This window comes from Tenacibaculum sp. TB-56, from assembly GCF_059716275.2.
Window position 1 is genome coordinate 2,038,419 of sequence record NZ_CM201367.1, and the last position, 18,010, is coordinate 2,056,428.

The 18,010-nt window shown below is 31.9% G+C and carries 12 protein-coding genes and 1 pseudogene; 10 read left to right on the forward strand and 3 right to left on the reverse strand.

Annotated elements, in window-relative coordinates:
• Positions 1-3: 3 nt before the first annotated feature.
• Positions 4-1,032: a tRNA (adenosine(37)-N6)-threonylcarbamoyltransferase complex transferase subunit TsaD gene (gene tsaD / locus AC3VI6_RS09910; protein ID WP_497706047.1), complete on the reverse strand. Its 1,029-nt coding sequence runs from the start codon at positions 1,030-1,032 to the stop codon at positions 4-6.
• A gap of 226 nt (positions 1,033-1,258) precedes the next feature.
• Between tsaD and AC3VI6_RS09915 the strand changes: the two genes are divergently transcribed.
• The 5 genes from AC3VI6_RS09915 (at position 1,259) to AC3VI6_RS09935 (ending at position 10,276) form a co-directional block, all read left to right on the forward strand.
• Complete coding sequence (locus tag AC3VI6_RS09915; RefSeq protein WP_497706048.1) at positions 1,259-5,626, forward strand: translocation/assembly module TamB domain-containing protein; 4,368 nt, start codon at positions 1,259-1,261, stop codon at positions 5,624-5,626.
• A gap of 12 nt (positions 5,627-5,638) precedes the next feature.
• Positions 5,639-6,562, forward strand: coding sequence for a polyprenyl-phosphate transporter (locus AC3VI6_RS09920; protein WP_497706049.1), 924 nt, complete (start codon positions 5,639-5,641; stop codon positions 6,560-6,562).
• Positions 6,563-6,595: 33 nt separating this feature from the next.
• Complete coding sequence (locus tag AC3VI6_RS09925; RefSeq protein WP_497706050.1) at positions 6,596-7,603, forward strand: DUF368 domain-containing protein; 1,008 nt, start codon at positions 6,596-6,598, stop codon at positions 7,601-7,603.
• Positions 7,584-8,345, forward strand: a complete 762-nt coding sequence (locus AC3VI6_RS09930; protein WP_497706051.1) for a shikimate dehydrogenase family protein — start codon at positions 7,584-7,586, stop codon at positions 8,343-8,345. The genes AC3VI6_RS09925 and AC3VI6_RS09930 overlap by 20 nt, the downstream gene beginning before the upstream one ends.
• Positions 8,346-8,431: 86 nt before the next feature.
• Positions 8,432-10,276 carry a DUF349 domain-containing protein gene (locus AC3VI6_RS09935; protein WP_497706052.1) on the forward strand — a complete coding sequence of 615 codons (1,845 nt, stop codon included), beginning with the start codon at positions 8,432-8,434 and terminating at the stop codon, positions 10,274-10,276.
• A 73-nt stretch (positions 10,277-10,349) separates the two neighbouring features.
• On the opposite strand, the gene AC3VI6_RS09940 is transcribed toward AC3VI6_RS09935, so the two are convergent.
• Complete coding sequence (locus AC3VI6_RS09940) at positions 10,350-12,020, reverse strand: M1 family metallopeptidase (RefSeq protein WP_497706053.1); 1,671 nt, start codon at positions 12,018-12,020, stop codon at positions 10,350-10,352.
• A gap of 91 nt (positions 12,021-12,111) precedes the next feature.
• On the opposite strand from AC3VI6_RS09940, the gene AC3VI6_RS09945 reads away from it, so the two are divergent.
• From AC3VI6_RS09945 to AC3VI6_RS09960, 4 genes and pseudogenes are all read left to right on the forward strand, one after another.
• Complete coding sequence (locus AC3VI6_RS09945; RefSeq protein ID WP_497706054.1) at positions 12,112-12,912, forward strand: SDR family oxidoreductase; 801 nt, start codon at positions 12,112-12,114, stop codon at positions 12,910-12,912.
• A 122-nt stretch (positions 12,913-13,034) separates the two neighbouring features.
• Positions 13,035-13,689: pseudogene (gene fsa, locus AC3VI6_RS09950) on the forward strand (fructose-6-phosphate aldolase).
• Positions 13,690-13,754: 65 nt separating this feature from the next.
• Complete coding sequence (menD, locus tag AC3VI6_RS09955) at positions 13,755-15,407, forward strand: 2-succinyl-5-enolpyruvyl-6-hydroxy-3-cyclohexene-1-carboxylic-acid synthase (RefSeq protein WP_497706055.1); 1,653 nt, start codon at positions 13,755-13,757, stop codon at positions 15,405-15,407.
• A gap of 1 nt (position 15,408) precedes the next feature.
• Complete coding sequence (locus AC3VI6_RS09960; protein WP_497706056.1) at positions 15,409-15,819, forward strand: S1 RNA-binding domain-containing protein; 411 nt, start codon at positions 15,409-15,411, stop codon at positions 15,817-15,819.
• 1 nt (position 15,820) lies between these two features.
• On the opposite strand, the gene AC3VI6_RS09965 is transcribed toward AC3VI6_RS09960, so the two are convergent.
• Complete coding sequence (locus AC3VI6_RS09965; RefSeq protein ID WP_497706057.1) at positions 15,821-17,065, reverse strand: alpha/beta hydrolase-fold protein; 1,245 nt, start codon at positions 17,063-17,065, stop codon at positions 15,821-15,823.
• Between the two features lie 94 nt (positions 17,066-17,159).
• On the opposite strand from AC3VI6_RS09965, the gene AC3VI6_RS09970 reads away from it, so the two are divergent.
• Positions 17,160-17,999, forward strand: a complete 840-nt coding sequence (locus AC3VI6_RS09970) for a 1,4-dihydroxy-2-naphthoyl-CoA synthase (protein WP_274633563.1) — start codon at positions 17,160-17,162, stop codon at positions 17,997-17,999.
• Positions 18,000-18,010: the final 11 nt, after the last annotated feature.

Genomic DNA, 18,010 nt, shown 5'->3' on the forward strand with positions numbered 1-18,010 from the left:
GAGTTATTCTGTGACTTTTAAACGTGCTTGAGCGGTTACTGAAATATCAGAATAATCATTGTTTAAGTATTTTAAATATCCAGCAATAGCAATCATAGCTGCATTGTCTGTGGTGTATTCGAATTTAGGGATATAGGTTGTCCATCCCCAATGTTTTTGAGCTGTAGTTAATCGTTTTCTAATTTCAGAATTAGCAGAAACACCACCAGCTATAGCTATGTGTTTTATGCCTGTTTGTTTTACAGTATTTTTTAGTTTATCTATTAAAATTTCAATAATGGTATGTTGAATAGACGCACAAACATCGTGTAGATTTTCTTTAATGAAATCAGGATTTTCTTTTGTGTTTTTTTGAATGAAGTATAAGATTCCTGTTTTCAATCCACTAAAACTAAATTCTAAATTCCCAACTTTCGGTTTGGTAAATTTGAAAGCTTTCGGGTTTCCTAATTGCGCGTATTTATCAATTAAAGGGCCACCAGGGTAAGGTAAGCCTAATATTTTTGCAGACTTATCAAAAGCTTCACCAACAGCATCATCAATCGTTTCTCCTAAAATTTCCATTTCAAAATGATTGGTGATTTTTACGATTTGAGTGTGGCCACCGCTAATAGTTAAGCAAACAAAAGGAAAAGGAGGAATTTGACTACCTTCTTCTTCAATAAAATGTGCTAAAATATGCGCTTGCATATGGTTTACATCTATTAAAGGAATGTTTAATCCTAAAGCTAAAGATTTAGCAAAAGAAGTTCCGACAAGTAATGAACCCATAAGCCCAGGGCCACGAGTAAAAGCAATAGCATTTAAGTCATGTTTTGTAATGCCTGCTTGCTCAATAGCCTGTTGAACTACAGGAACGATATTTTGTTGATGTGCTCTTGAAGCTAATTCAGGAACTACACCGCCGTATTTAGCGTGTACTTCTTGGTTAGCAACAACATTACTTAGTACTTTTCCGTTGCAAATTACTGAGGCGCTTGTATCGTCACAAGAGCTTTCAATTCCTAAAATATAAACAGTTTTGTTACTCAAATCATTTCGGATTTAGACTACAAAAATATTGATATTACGTTAGATTTTCGTTAAAATCAATATTTCTTTAAAATAAGGCAACATTTTTGCAGTTTGCTGATTACTTTTGTTTATTAAGATTATAAAAAGGGAAATCATTAAAAGAGTAGGTAACATAATAGGTAGAATACTAAAGTACACGCTGCTTTTTCTACTCTTGCTTTTTATTTTGTTATCGCTTCCTTTTGTGCAAAGTAAAATAGCCAAGCAAGCTACAAATTGGGTAAACAAAGAGTTTAATACGAATATTGTAGTAAAACGAATAGATTTATCTTGGTTAGGTAAAGTTCAATTAAAAGAAATTGAAATTAGAGACCATCATAAAGATACCCTCATTTTTGTTAATAAACTAAGTACTTCTCTGTCGAATGTAAAGCGGATATTAGATAATAAAGTAGACTTAGGTGAAGCGTCTTTAATGGGAGTTCATTTTTATATGAAAACCTATAAAGGAGAGGAAAATGATAACATGTCTATTTTTATTGAAAGCTTTGAAGATGGTAAGCCGAGAGACAGTTTAGCAACTCCTTTTATTCTTAAAAGTGAAAAAATCGCTTTAGAAGATTTGACTTTTAAACTGATGGATGAGAATAAAAGTGAATTACTTCAATTTGCAGCGTATGATGGAGGGGGAGAACTACAAGATTTTTCTATTATAGGACCAGATGTTTCTGCAAAAATTAGAAATCTACATTTTACAGAGAATAGAGGAATAAATATATCTAATCTATCCACGGATTTTACGTACACAAAATCATCAATGGATTTTGCAGAAACAGTACTTGAAACAGATAATAACACTAAGCTACAAGCAGGTATAAAATTCACTTATGACAGAAAAGACTTCGTGAACTTTAACGACAAGGTAAAAATTAAAGCGAAGTTTCAAGAAAGTACGATATCGGTTAAAGACTTGAATAAACTCTATAATGAAATTGGCGGGAATGATTTCTTATATGTAAGTGGAAGTATTAATGGAGTTCTAAATAATTTCAGTGCACATAATGTTCGAATACATTCTAAAGGAGGTATGAGAATTATTGGAGATATGGGTTTTGTTAATGCCTTTAATACTGATAGAGGTTTTGTTTTTGATGCAGATTTAGAAAACCTTACAGCAAATTATCATCAATTAAGAAATGTACTTCCGAATTTATTAGGTAAGACATTACCAACAGAATTTCAGCGATTAGGTACTTTTACAATGAATGGTTTGGTAAAAGTAACTCCAGATCAAATGGATGCTACTTTGTCGGTAAAATCTGAAATAGGAACTGCTATCTCAGACCTTCAATTAACCAATATAGATAATATAGACAATGCTGAATACACCGGTGAAATTGAGTTTAAGAACTTTGATTTAGGAGTTTTTGCAAACGATCCTGTACTAGGAACCGTATCATTAAAAGCAGATGTAAATGGAAGTGGATTTAATGTAGAGAATGTAAATACTATTATCATAGGAAAAGTAACTAGTTTGTATTTTAATAACTATGAATACAAGAATTTACTGGTGAACGGACAATTTCAAAATAAAAAGTTTGATGGATTATTAAATGCTGAAGACGATAATTTTAAATTGAATTTTGAAGGATTGGCAGATTTTTCATCAGAAATAAATAAGTTTGATTTTATAGCGAATGTCGATAGGGTTGACTTGAAAAAAACAAATCTGTTTACAAGGGATAGTATTGCTGTGTTAAAAGGAAATATCAATTTGAATATTTCAGGAAATACTTTTGATGATATTGTTGGTAAAGCAACGTTTAAAAACTTGGTGTATACAAATCAAAAGCAGAGTTATCCTTTTAAGAGTTTTGAAGTAAATTCATCCGTAAAAGATAGTATTAAAACGATAGAAGTAAATTCTGAAGATATTGTAAAAGGAGAATTAAGAGGTAAATTTTCTTTTGAAGAATTATTACCGATAACTCAAAATGCATTGGGTAGTGTGTATACGAACTATCGTCCGCACGAAGTAGCTCCAAATCAATTTTTAGATTTTGATTTTACTATTTACAATCAAATTATCGATATCTTTTTACCTAATATTTCAATAGGTAGTAATACGCGATTAAAAGGAAGAATCAATTCTGATAAAAACTCCTTAAAACTTACATTTGAATCGCCTGAAATTAACGCTTACAAGAATATAATTGAAGGAGTTGTTTTAAGGTTAGATAATAAAAATCCTTTATATAATACTCACCTAACAGCCAATAAAATTAATACAAAGTATTATAATATTGAAAAGCTCAACTTGTTAAACCGTACTCAAAACGATACACTGTTTTTTAAATCGGTTTTTAAAGGAGGTAAAGATTATGCAGAGAGTTTTAATTTAGATTTCTTTTACACGATTAATGAACTTCAAAAATCGGTTGTAGGAATTCAAAAATCGACCTTACACTACAGAGGGTTTGATTGGGTTGTGAATCCTAATGATGATAAAAATAACAAAGTAGCTTTTGATTTACGAAAAGACGATTTTAACATCAGTCCGTTTGTATTTAAATCAGGAGAACAACGAATAGATTTCAAAGGAGTAGTAAAGGATAGTACTTATAAAGATTTACATGCCAACTTTGATAAAGTAAAATTGGGGAGTTTTTTACAACCTATAGATAGTTTGAAGTTAAATGGAAAGTTAAACGGAAAACTAGAGTACAAACAAGATCAAGAAACGATAGCACCTAAAGGAAATCTATATATAGAAGACTTTTTTATCAATGATTACTCCCAAGGAAATCTAGCTTTAAATGTTTCAGGAAACAATTCGTATGAAAAATATAATGTTGATCTTACTTTAGAAAATGACAAGGCTAAAAGTATTTCAGCAACAGGTGGAGTAGATTTTTCTGAAGAAAGACCTACAATAGATTTAGAAATATATCTAAAAGAATATGATATAGCTGCTTTCAGTCCTTTAGGAGAAGATGTTTTGTCTAAATTAAGAGGAAAAGTAACAGGAGATTTTACAGCAAGAGGTTATTTAGGTAGTCCAGATTTACAAGGAGAACTTAATTTTGAAAATGCAGGATTGGCATTTCCTTATTTAAACGTAGATTTTGACTTAAAAGGAAATTCTAATGTTGTACTAGAAGGACAAGAATTTGTTTTCAAAGATATTATTCTTGAAGATACTAAATATCTAACACAAGGAGATTTATCAGGAAGTATAGCGCATCAAAATTTTAAAGAATGGTATTTGAATTTTGACATCAATACCAGAAATTTATTAGTGCTAGACACACAAGAAAAAGAAGAATCTCAATACTACGGAACAGGTTTTTTAGATGGAGAAGCTAAAATTAGAGGACTTACAAGCAATTTAAATATTGACGTAAATGGTAGAACCAACAAAGGAACCTTATTCGTAATACCTTTAAGTGATGTTAAAACGATAGATAATTATAAGCTAATTCGATTTAAAACAGGAGAAGAAGGAGAAGAAACCAAAGGAAGAATAATTAAAGATATTAAAGGGTTAGATTTAAACTTAAATTTAGCGGTAACGAAAGATGCTGTTGCGCAAGTAGTAATAGATAAAGTTTCTGGAAGTGAATTAAAAGGTAGTGGAGAAGGGAATTTATTTATAGATATAGATACCAGAGGTAAGTTTAATATGTTTGGAGATTTTACGGTAGATAATGGTTTTTATAACTTTAAGTATGCAGGAATTACCAAACCATTTATAGTACAAAAAGGAGGAACGATTTCATGGAATGGAGATCCTTACGATGCAGAATTAGATATTACTGCAGTATATCGAACTAAGGCGAATCCAGCACAATTGTTAGATAATATCAATTCCAACCGTAAAATTCCTATCGATTTATACACAAAAATTACTGGAGGTTTATTTAGCTCAACACAAGAGTTCGATATTAAAATACCTAATGCGAATTCAACGGTAACTTCAGAGTTAGAGTTTATTCTAAATGAAAATGACTTGAACACTAAAATGCAGCATTTTTCATTCTTACTAGCTTTTGGAACGTTCTATAATGCAGATGCAATTGGAAATAGTGCAAGTGCAGGAATAGCAGGAACAGCATCAGGAATTGCCTCGAGTATATTAACAAATATGTTAAATAGTGATGGGAATAAGTTCCAATTAGGAGTAGGGTATACACAAGGAGATAGAAGTGAGGTAGATAATCTTAACTCAGATGACCAAGTAGATGTTTCTGTTTCTACACAATTAAGCGATAGAGTGTTAGTGAATGGTAAGGTTGGTGTGCCTGTAGGAACAAATACACAAACCAGTGTTGTAGGTGAGGTAAAAGTAGAGGTGTTGTTAAATGAAGAAGGAAATTTAAGAGGTACGGTGTTTAACCGTCAAAATGAAGTGCAATATTCTACCGAAGAAGAAGGATATACACAAGGAGTAGGTATTTCTTATCAAGTTAATTTTAATAACTTGCGCCAGTTAGGAAGAAAACTAGGACTGAACAAAAAAAGAGAAAAGAAAGATACTTTAAAATTAAAAGACAGTATTCAACCAAAAAAGAAAAAAGGATTGATCAACTTTAAGTCTAAAGAAGAAAAATAACCAAACAATTTTATGAGTAGAACAGTAAAAGATTACATGGTAATCATGTTGAAAGGAATTGCCATGGGAGCTGCTGATGTTGTTCCTGGAGTTTCAGGAGGTACAATTGCGTTTATTTCGGGTATTTATGAAGAACTGCTGGGAACTATCAGTAACATCAATCTAAAATTATTAAAAACACTAAAAGGAGAAGGTGTAAAAGCGGCATGGAAACAAGCTAATGGAAATTTTTTAGCAGCACTTTTAACAGGGGTTTTTATTAGTATTGTTTCATTAGCGAAAGTATTATCTTGGTTATTAACGAACCATCCAATTTTAGTGTGGTCTTTTTTCTTCGGATTGGTATTAGCAAGTGTTATTTATATTGCAAAACAAGTAACACAATGGAACATTTTATCGGTGGGGTTGCTAATTATAGGAGCAATTGTGGCTTACTACATCACTACATTAAATCCATTAATTTCTGAACATTCTTCTATGCCGTTTATGTTCTTAGCAGGAGCAATAGCAATTTGTGCGATGATTTTACCAGGCATTTCAGGAGCCTTTATTTTAGTGCTTTTAGGAGCGTATAAACCTCTTTTAGCGGCAGTAAATAACCGTGATTTAATAACAATAGCAGTTGTAGGAGTAGGAGCAATTATTGGGTTGCTATCTTTTTCAAGAGTTTTAAAATACTTATTTGCAAACTACAAAAACTATACGTTAGTGGTGTTAACAGGCTTTATTATAGGATCACTAAATAAAATTTGGCCATGGAAAGAAGTTTTAACATATCGTACAAACTCACACGGAGAGCAAGTTCCGCTTAATGAATTGTCAATTTCGCCATTTTCTTTTGAAGGAGATCCGCAATTAATGTATTCAGTTTTATTAGCGATTATAGGTTTCGGATTGATTTTATTACTTGAAAAATTAGCAGTAGAAAAGCAATAGAAAATAAGTAACTTAGCGTTCTAATCAAACAATATGTATAAAGAGCGTACGCTACTACAAAAAATCCATCTTTTTTTAAAAGGCTTAATCATGGGAGGTGCCAACAAAGTACCGGGGGTTTCTGGTGGTATGGTAGCCTTTGTTATGGGGTTTTATGAAGAGCTTATTTATACATTTCAAAGAATAAACGGTAAAGCTTTTAAACTGCTTTTTAATGGTAGGTTTAAAAGTTTTTCAAATTATACCAACCTACAGTTTTTAGTCTGGGTAATGGCTGGAAGTATGTTTAGTTACTTTAGCGTTTCCTTGGTATTAGATTATTTTCTAAAAAATTACGAGTTATATGTTTGGTCATGGTTCTTCGGAATGATCATAGGCTCTATTTATTACATTTCAAAAGACTTTGGTGATTGGAAGCCTACAACAGTAATTGGTTTACTCGTTGGTGCTACAGTAGGTATGTCTATTAGTTTTATGACGCCAGCAACTGAAAACGATAACTTATGGTTTGTGTTTGTGTGCGGAATTATTGGAGTTTCAGGAATGACATTACCAGGGTTGTCAGGATCCTTTATTCTGATATTACTAGGGAATTATGTGTTGTTACTGGTGGATAGTGTAAACGTTTTAGGAAACGTAATTACAAACTTAATTTCGGGAAATTTTGAGGTGTTACAAGATGAGGTTAAAGTAAGATACTTAAAAATAATAGCAGTTTTTACTGCGGGTTCAGCATTCGGATTGGTTTCCATTTCGCATGTGTTAGGATACGTCTTAAAAAGATGGCACCAGATTGTAACAGCAATTATTATCGGATTTATAACAGGATCTCTAGGGGTTGTTTGGCCTTGGAAAAAAACAATATATAAAACGGAAGGAGCTTCTTTTTTATTAGATCAGAACGGGAATAAGATCATAGAAAACTACCAAAGATTTATTCCTAATTTTAACAATCAAGAAACATGGATTTCAATTGGATTCATTATTATTGGGATCTCATTAATCTTAATTATTGATTTTTATGACAGAAAAAGAAAATAAGCATTTGTATGCTTTAGTAGGAAGAAATATTTCTTACTCATTTTCTCGTGGATACTTTACTGAAAAATTTGAAAAATTAGACTTAGAAGATCATAAGTACATCAATTTTGATATTCAATCAATACATGAGCTTCCTCAAAAGATAAAAGAAAATAAAAAGAGGTTAAAAGGAATGAATGTTACTATTCCTTATAAGCTTGAAGTATTTAATTTTTTAGATAGGATTGACAAAAAAGCATTGAAGGTTGGAGCGGTAAATACTATAAAAATCTCCAAAAAAGGAAGGCTAAAAGGGTATAATACTGATGTATACGGATTTAAAAAATCACTAAAACCTTTACTGAAAAAAAATCATAAAAAAGCATTGATTCTAGGAACAGGAGGAGCAGCTAAAGCTGTTGCCTTTGTACTTGAAATGTTAGAAATTAAATACAAACAAGTTTCTAGAACACCTGAAGGTAAAAAGCAAATTTCTTATAGTGATATTACTGAAGAAATGATGAACTCATATCATCTAATTGTAAACTGTACACCATTAGGAACACATCCGAATGTAGAAAATTGTCCTGATATTCCTTACGAGTTTATTTCAGATAAGCATTTGCTATACGATTTAATATACAATCCGGCAGAAACTGCTTTTTTGAAGAAAGGAAAAGAAAGAGGAGCAATTATAAAAAACGGATTAGAAATGCTAGAGCTTCAAGCCGAAAAAGCTTGGAGAATATGGAATGAGGACTAATCCTTTAAAATCGAAAATAAAATTTGCTATTATATTAGAATCCGTATCTTTATAATCTAAATCAAAGGAACTTAAACATTGTAGATATGTTAGAAAATAACGAAGAGAAAGTAGAAAACCCAGTTACAGAAGAACAAAATAACACAAGTAAGGAAACTGAAAACGCAGTTAATGAAGTAGAAAATGAAGTGGCTAATGAATCTGAAAAAGCAGATGAAAAACACGAAATTCCAATGCTTGATTATGCTTCGATGGAATTAGAAAAATTGGTTGATGAATTAAAAAAGTTGTTAAAAGATCATCCAGTACAACAATTAAAATCAAATGTAGATGCTTTAAAAACAGCATTCAACTCAAAGTTTGGAGCTTTACTTGCTAGTAAAAAAGAAGCTTTTTTAGCAGAAGGGGGGAATTCTATTGATTTTCAGTTTTCTAGTCCTGTTAAAACAGAGTACAACAAATTACTTGGTGAATATAAAACCAAAAGAGACGCGTATTATTCTCAATTAGATAAGCAACTAAAAGAGAATTTAGAAAGAAGAAATAACTTAATTGAAGAGTTAAAGAATTTAATCGAAAACGCTGATCCTAAAACGATGTATAACGATTTTCAAGAAATTCAAAATCGTTGGAAGAGTATTGGCCCAGTTCCTAAAACAAAGTATAATGATACTTGGAGAACCTATCACCATCACGTAGAGCGTTTTTACGATTTATTACACCTAAATAAAGATTTTAGAGAGCTTGATTTTAAACATAATTTAGAAGAAAAGCTACGATTAATTGAAAGAGCAGAGGCTTTAAATGATATTGAAGATGTAAATGTAGCTTTTAAAGAGTTACAAGAATTACATCGTTTATGGAAGGAAGAAGTAGGGCCTGTAGCAAAAGAAAATAGAGAAGAAGTTTGGGGTAAGTTCAGCGAAGCTACCAAGAAAATACACGATAAGCGTCATCAGTATTTTAGAGAACTAAAATCAAAATATCAAGAAATGATTGATATTAAATTGGCAGTAGCAGCTGAAATTAAAGCTTATGATACTTCTAAAAATAAAACGCATAACGATTGGCAAAAGAGTATAGTAGAAATAGAAAAACTACGTAAGAAGTACTTCGATATAGGAAAACTTCCTTACAGTAAAAGTGAAGCTGTTTGGCAAGAGTTTAAAGCTGCGACGAAAAAGTTTAATACTGCGAAAAATGCTTTTTATAAAAATGAAAAAAGTGCGCAGAATGACAACTTAAAAAGAAAAATGGAATTGGTTGAACTTGCTGAAAGTTTAAAAGACAGTGAAGACTGGAATGAAACAACCAATACCATGAAGCGTATTCAATCAGATTGGAAAAAGATAGGACACGTGCCTAGAAAATTTTCTGATGATATCTGGAAACGTTTTAAAAATGCGTGTAATCATTATTTTGATAGGTTACATGCTTTAAAAAATGAGCAAAACAAAGAACAATTAGCTACTGTAGAAGCTAAGAAAGATTATATTGAGCAAGTAAAATCTCAAGACATTAAAACAGAAGAAGATGTTGAAAGAGTGTTAGGAGAGTGGAGAGGTTTAGGAGCTTTACCTAGAAACGCTCGTCATTTAGACGAGAAATTCAACAAGGCAATGGATGCTCATTTAGAAAAATTGGATCTGAATAGAGTAGATGTTGAAATGATGAAGTTTAAGAATGTAGTAGATTCATATTTATCACAAGAAGATTACAGAAAGTTAGATAGCGAGCAGTTCTTTATTCGTAAGAAGATTGATGAAACTGTAAGAGAAATGCAGCAGCTAGAAAATAATTTAAGCTTTATTTCTAACGCTACAGAAGATAATCCTTTAGTTCAAAATGTACGTAAAGGAATCCAAGAGTTTAAAGACCAATTAGATCTTTGGCAAGAAAAGCTAGATTACTTAAAAAGATTAGATTACTAATCAGATGTAATTTTACAAAACAAAAAAACTCGAATCAATTTGATTCGAGTTTTTTTGTTTTGTATAACTGTTGTTAAACAGGTTTAGAATACACATAAAAGTTTTCATCAACTTCAATGGAAGTTCCTTTAATCGTTTTTGTTTGCCAGTCTTCTGTCGGATATAATAATTCAGACTTTCCGTTAATAGTTATTCGTAAAGGCATGTTGAATCCTTTAACAACATTAGTCCAACGATATTTTAACTTGTTATTTTCAATATGATATTCAAATTCAGGAATATCAACCGTACGTAAGTATTGGTCAAAAATTTTACTTAAATCAATTCCTGATTTTTCAATCATATATTTTTCAATTTCTTGAGTGGTAACTGTTTGATGATAAAAATCAGAGTTTAATCCGCGTAAAATTTGTCGCCATTTTTCATCATTATTTACTAGTTGACGAATGGTGTGCAACATGTTAGCTCCTTTGTAATACATGTCGCCAGAACCTTCGTTATTAACATCATAATGACCTATAATTGGTTTGTCATTTTGAATAGCATCACGAGTTCCTATAACATATTCCGAAGCAGCTTTTTTTCCGTAGTAATAATCTAAAAATAAGTTTTCAGAATAGGCAGTAAAACTCTCATGAATCCACATGTCAGCAATGTCTACATTAGTAATATTGTTGGCAAACCATTCATGGCCTGCTTCATGGATGATGATGAAATCGAATTTTAGTCCCCAACCAGTTCCTGATAAATCTCTACCTAAATATCCATTTTTGTATTGGTTTCCGTAAGTTACAGAACTTTGATGTTCCATTCCTAAATACGGAACTTCTACAAGTTTAAATCCATCTTCATAAAAAGGATATTTACCAAACCAGTGTTCAAAAGCTTTCATCATTTTAGGAGCATCTTTAAATTGCTCTTTTGCTTTTTCTAAATTGTCTCTAAGTACATAGTAGTTCATATCTAATTCACCATCTTCTCCTTGATATTTTTCAGAAAAGTGAACATAATCTCCAATATTTACATTTACTCCGTAGTTGTTAATCGGATTATCAACAAACCAATGGTAGGTAGTTGTGTTGTCATTGTGTTGTTCAATATTACGTAAGCGCCCATTAGAAACATCCATTAAGTTTTTAGGTACACGAACACTAATCGCCATACTATCCACCTCGTCGTACATATGGTCTTTATTTGGCCACCAAACACTAGCACCTAAACCTTGGCAAGAAGTAGCAACAAAATGGTTTCCTTTATTGTCTTTTTTCCAAGAAAAACCGCCATCCCAAGGAGCTCTAATTGCTTCTTTAGGATTTCCTTCGTAATAAACATCAATTGATTGAATTTCTCCTGTCTTTTGAGAATCTTGTAATTGAATGAAATGGGCATTTCCTTCAGAGATAACTTTTAATTCTTTATTGTTTTGGGTAACTTTAGTGATTTTTAAAGGAGATTGTAAGTCTATCTGTAAAACTTGATGAGGTTTTAAAACTTTGTATTGTACGGTGTTTTTTCCTTCAATGAATTTTTTATCGGGATTAACAGTAACATTCAAATGATAGTAGGTTAAGTCCCACCAAGATCTTTCTGGTGTAATAGATCCTCGTAAAGAATCTTGACGTGTAAACGTTTCACTTTTTGAAAATAATGAAGTGCTTTTTTGAGCGGTTGTAGAAGAGCATCCAGTAATTAAAAAAGCCAAGGATGTCATAAAAACAGATAAAGAAAATGTTTTTTTATACATAGTATTTGTTCTTGAGAGATAAAACGCTAAGATAAGTTTTAAAGTTTTTTTATTGGAACTAACTTTAAGATATTTGCTTAAAATTACAAGCATGTCAAAAACAGTTTTCATTACAGGAGCTTCTTCAGGAATAGGGAAATCTATCGCTTTATATCTGCATGACAAAGGATATACGGTGTTTGGAACAAGCAGAAATCCCGATAAGGTTAATGTCCCATTTCAAATGGTAGCTTTAGATGTTACGAATGAAGAGTCGATTAAAAATGCGGTATTAGAAGTAGTAACGAAAGTAGGAAAAATTGATGTGTTGATTAATAATGCAGGAAAAGGAATTACTGGCCCTATTGAAGATACACCGACAGAAGAAATGAAAGAGAATTTTAATACGAATTTCTTCGGAGTTATTGATGTGATTAAAGCTATGTTGCCTTATATGCGCGAGCAGAAATCTGGAATGATTATTAACACTACATCGATTGCTGGTTATATGGGATTACCTTTTAGAGGAATTTATTCTTCGAGTAAAGGAGCTTTAGAATTGGTAACAGAAGCATTGAGTATGGAGGTTAAAAGCTTTGGAATTAAAGTCGTGAATGTAGCTCCAGGTGATTTTGCTACGAATATTGCGGCAGGAAGATATCATACGCCAGTTTTTGAAAACTCTGCATACAAAGAAAAATATGCTGAAAACTTAGCGTTGATGGATGCTCATGTTGATTCTGGCGCAGACCCAATACTAATGGCGAAAGCAATTCATCAAATTATAGAAAATAAAAATCCAAAGATTCATTATAAAGTGGGAGGGTTTATGGAGAAATTCTCGATAGTTTTAAAAAGAGTATTGCCTGATAAAGTTTACGAAAAACTCTTAATGAATCATTATAAGTTGTAAATTCGCAAAGGATTAAAGTAGGGTGTAAAGAATATTTGTAAAGATGTTTTTAGCCCTTGTTTCATAAAGGTTTAAGGCCTTTAATTATAAAATTTGAACACAACTAAATAAATATATACAAGATGAAATTTTTTATTGACACGGCTAACTTAGACCAAATTAGAGAAGCACAAGCTTTAGGTATTTTAGACGGAGTAACAACCAATCCTTCATTAATGGCTAAAGAAGGAATTACAGGTGAAGAAAACATTATCAACCATTACAAAGCTATTTGCGAAATTGTTGATGGAGATGTTTCTGCTGAAGTAATTTCTACTGATTTTGACGGAATGATAAAAGAAGGAGAAGCGTTAGCTGGCGTTACACCCACAAATCGTAGTGAAACTACCTATGATTGCAGATGGTGTTAAAGCATGTAAATATTTCTCTGATAAAGGAATTAAAACAAACGTAACTTTAGTGTTTTCTGCTGGTCAAGCATTGTTAGCGGCAAAAGCAGGAGCAACTTATGTGTCTCCATTTATTGGTCGTTTAGATGATATTTCTACAGATGGATTGAATTTAATTTCAGAAATCCGTCAAATTTATGATAACTATTTATTTGATACACAAATCTTAGCGGCATCTGTACGTCACACAATGCATATTATCGATTGTGCTAAATTAGGAGCCGATGTTATGACAGGTCCTTTAAGTGCAATTGAAGGATTATTAAAACATCCATTAACAGATATTGGTTTAGCTAAGTTTTTAGCAGATTATAAAAAAGGAAACTAACCAACAAAGTTGGTTTTAGTATTTTGTCATTCCCGCGAAAGCGGGAATCTCATTTTTTAAAAGATATGTACCCAAAAAAAGAACTCGCACAACTTGTTATTACTGCATGTCATGAATTTGATGTTGATACTGTAGTTATTTCTCCAGGTTCTCGTAACGCACCACTTACTGTCGGATTTTCAAATCATCCAAAAATAAATGCATTAAGTGTTGTAGATGAACGTTGTGCTGCTTTTTTTGCGTTAGGAATAGCGCAACAAACTCAAAAACCTGTGGTAATCACATGTTCTTCAGGTTCGGCTTTATTAAACTATTATCCAGCAATTGCTGAGGCGTATTATAGTCAAATTCCATTGATAGTAATTTCTGCGGATAGACCAAAGCATTTGATAGATATCGGTGATGGACAAACCATTCGTCAAGAGAATGTATTTGAAAATCATGTTTTGTTCTCAGCGAATTTGATTGAAGAAGATGAGCAGTTAAAAAATAATACTGACTTATTGACAAAAGCGATGCAAACTGCTATCACTCAAAAAGGTCCAGTACATATCAATGTTCCGTTTGATGAGCCTTTATATGAAACAGTAGAAGAACTAAAACCTTTTGATTTTCCTGATGTCATTTCTAACGCAGTCGAGAAATCTTTTGATTTAGAAAAACTAACTTCTATTTGGAATGCTTCAACTAGAAAAATGATTTTAGTAGGAAGTAGTTTTCCAGATGTTGAATTACAAAAGGTTTTATCGAGGTATGCAGAAGATGATTCCGTAATAATTTTAACTGAAACGACTTCTAATATATATCATCCGAAGTTTATTAATAGTATTGATAAGGTGATTTTTCCTCTGTCTTCTGAAGAGTTTGAGGAATTTAAACCTGAAATATTGGTAACTTTAGGAGGAATGGTGATTTCAAAGAAAATTAAACAGCTCTTACGAAAATCACCACCAAAACATCATTGGCATATAGATGAGCTTGGAGCAATGGATACTTATCATTGTTTGTCAGAATTTGTACAAACTAATTCCGCTGAATTTTTAACAAGCTTGTTTGAAACGAACGAAAATGTTGAAAGCGATTATCAGCAAAAATGGTTAGAAGAAAAGAGTAGAAGGGCTGAGAAACATGAAGCGTACATGCAAAACTGTGAGTATTCAGATTTAAAAGTCTTTGAAGCAATCTTAGAAAACCTTCCAAATGATTCACAGTTGCAAATTAGTAACAGTTCAACGATTCGATATTCTCAATTATTCGATGTGAATTCTACTTTAAGAGTATTTTGTAATAGAGGAACAAGTGGGATTGATGGAAGTACGAGTACTGCTGTTGGTGCAGCGTTTGCCGATGAGAAACCAACAACGTTTATTACAGGAGATTTAAGCTTCTTTTACGATAGTAATGCTTTGTGGAATACCAATATTCCGAAGAATTTTAGAATTATAATATTAAACAATGCAGGAGGTGGTATTTTTAGGTTTATTCCTGGACCACTGAAGACGAATGCGGCAGATTATTTTGAAACTCCTCATAACTTAACGGCAGAACATTTGGCAAAAATGTATGGATTTGAATATGTTCAGGTAGCAGATTTAAAAGAGTTGAATGCAGAGTTAAATGAGTTTTATTCAGAAACTGAGCAACCAAAAATAATGGAGATATTTACTCCAAAAGAAATAAATGATGTAGTTTTAAAGAACTATTTTAAAAACTTATAAGATGGAATTAAAAGAAGGTGATAAGGTAGATTTAGTTATTGGAGTTCAAACAGCTTTAGGTTATACGGTTTTAATTAATGAATCGTATGAAGGTTTGTTGTATAATAACGAGGTTTTTAGCGATGTAGAAGAAGGAATGCGTACCGTAGGTTACGTAAAAAAGATACGTGAAGATGAAAAGATAGATGTATCGTTACGTCCGCAAGGTTTTAAGAATGTAATTGATTCTGATGTAGATAAAGTGTTACAAAAGTTAGAAGAAAAAGGCTTTTTATTATTGACAGATAAAAGCTCTCCCGAATCAATTAAATTTCACTTACAAATGAGTAAAAAAGCATTCAAGAGAGCTATTGGCAGTTTATATAAAAGTAAAAAGATAGAATTAGAAGAGGATAGAATAGTGTTAAAATAACTTATTCTTGACCTTCTTCTTGTTGCTGTTCTATATTTTCGTTTTCGATTATTTCTTCAGTAGGATTTTCTTTCTTTTCCGTTTTCATTAAATCGTTTACACGTTTAATATTTTCATAAAAAGCATCAGCATTAGGGTTTGAAGGATCCATTTTTCCATAAGCAGCTTTATAGTAAAAATCTGCTTTTTCATATTCTTTTCCTAACTCATAATACTTACCAATGTAAAAATCTCCCATGTGTGAGTCTGGATATTTTATCATAACAAAGTCACCTAAAACTCTAAGATAATCTCCATCTTGTCTGTCAATAACAATATCTTCAATAACAAAAATATCATCCAAACGAACATTTAAGTTAGATCCGTATAAATATTGAATATCTAAGTATTTTTTCTCAACATATTTAATAGCATCTAGGGGAGCTAAGTCTTTAACATTAGCTTCAAATTCCTCTTTCGTAATTTTTGAATATAAGGCAAACATTTGATTGAATGCTCTTGGAATAGTTTCGGCAATTACAGCTAAGTGGTTAGGAGCATTAGGGAATTCATCAAAATTAACGTGTAAGTTTTTAGCCTCGTAAGAAGTTACTAATGTTTTGATTTCACTTAACAAATTGTATTGCTTAGAGTCTATATATTTCTTGTTATTACTAGTGTATAAAAAGTAAGTGTTATCTATAGAACCTAATCTGTTTAAAGAATAAGATTCTATAATAGCAGGAGCAAATTGAGGAAACTCTGGGGTAATGCAAATAAGTGAGTTAAAAACAGGTTGCTCATCTTTTAAGTAATGAGTTATAAAGTTAGCTGCTTTACCTTCACCAACAATTGTCATAAAAGGAGAAGTTCTAAAATTACCTTCCATAAAAGGAATTAACTCGTGTTTTATAAAGTTGAAAAAATGTGCCCCAGAAGTAGTTAAAGCATTGTTAGCAGGTATTATTGAAACATCCTTTCCGTAGGTTTCTTTCATGTCAATTCCAACAACAATTTGTCTAGGCGCTTTATCTACATTAGCATACAGTTTTGCGTTTCCTACATATAAATCAAAAAGGTACTCATCTCCTAATACAATTGCTAACGGATAATTAGTAGTTTCGTTGGCATCATAACCTTGAGGAAGATAAATTTTAACATTTCTGCTTCCAATTAACTCATCAGAATTAACTTTCTGAGAAATTATTTTTTGAGAGAAAAGAGTGGTACTAATTAAAAGGGCGAATAATAAATATAGTTGTCTCATATTAGGGGTAAATTAGATCGTTCAAATATAGAAAAGAAAAATAAAGTTATTATGTTATTTTTGTACATCTAAATAACGACAATATTTTAAAATTATGATACAACCAGATTGGAAAGTTGCCAAAGAATACGAAGATATTACCTATAAAAAATCACATAATGTTGCAAGAATAGCTTTTAATAGACCAAATGTGCGTAATGCATTTCGTCCTAAAACTACATCTGAATTATTAGATGCTTTCCAAGATGCGCATGAAGATACCAATATTGGAGTTGTATTATTATCAGCAGAAGGACCATCAACCAAAGACGGGGTTTGGAGTTTTTGTTCTGGAGGAGATCAAAATGCACGTGGACATCAAGGTTATGTAGGAGATGATGGTTACCACCGATTAAATATTTTAGAAGTACAACGTTTAATCCGTTTTATGCCTAAAGCAGTAATCTGTGTGGTTCCTGGTTGGGCAGTAGGTGGCGGACATAGTTTACACGTAACTTGTGATTTAACGTTAGCAAGTAAAGAGCATGCAATTTTTAAACAAACCGATGCCGATGTAACTTCGTTTGATGCAGGGTATGGATCAGCATATTTAGCTAAAATGGTAGGACAAAAGAAAGCGCGTGAAATCTTTTTCTTAGGAAGAAATTACTCAGCACAAGAAGCGTATGAAATGGGAATGGTAAATGCTGTTATTCCTCATGACGAATTAGAGCAAACAGCTTTTGATTGGGCACAGGAAATTTTAGCAAAGTCACCAACTTCAATAAAAATGTTAAAGTTTGCAATGAACTTAACGGATGACGGGATGGTTGGACAACAAGTATTCGCTGGAGAAGTAACACGTTTAGCTTATATGACCGATGAAGCTAAAGAAGGACGTGATGCGTTTTTAGAAAAACGCAAACCTAACTTCCCAAAAACTTGGATACCTTAAAAGCCAACCCT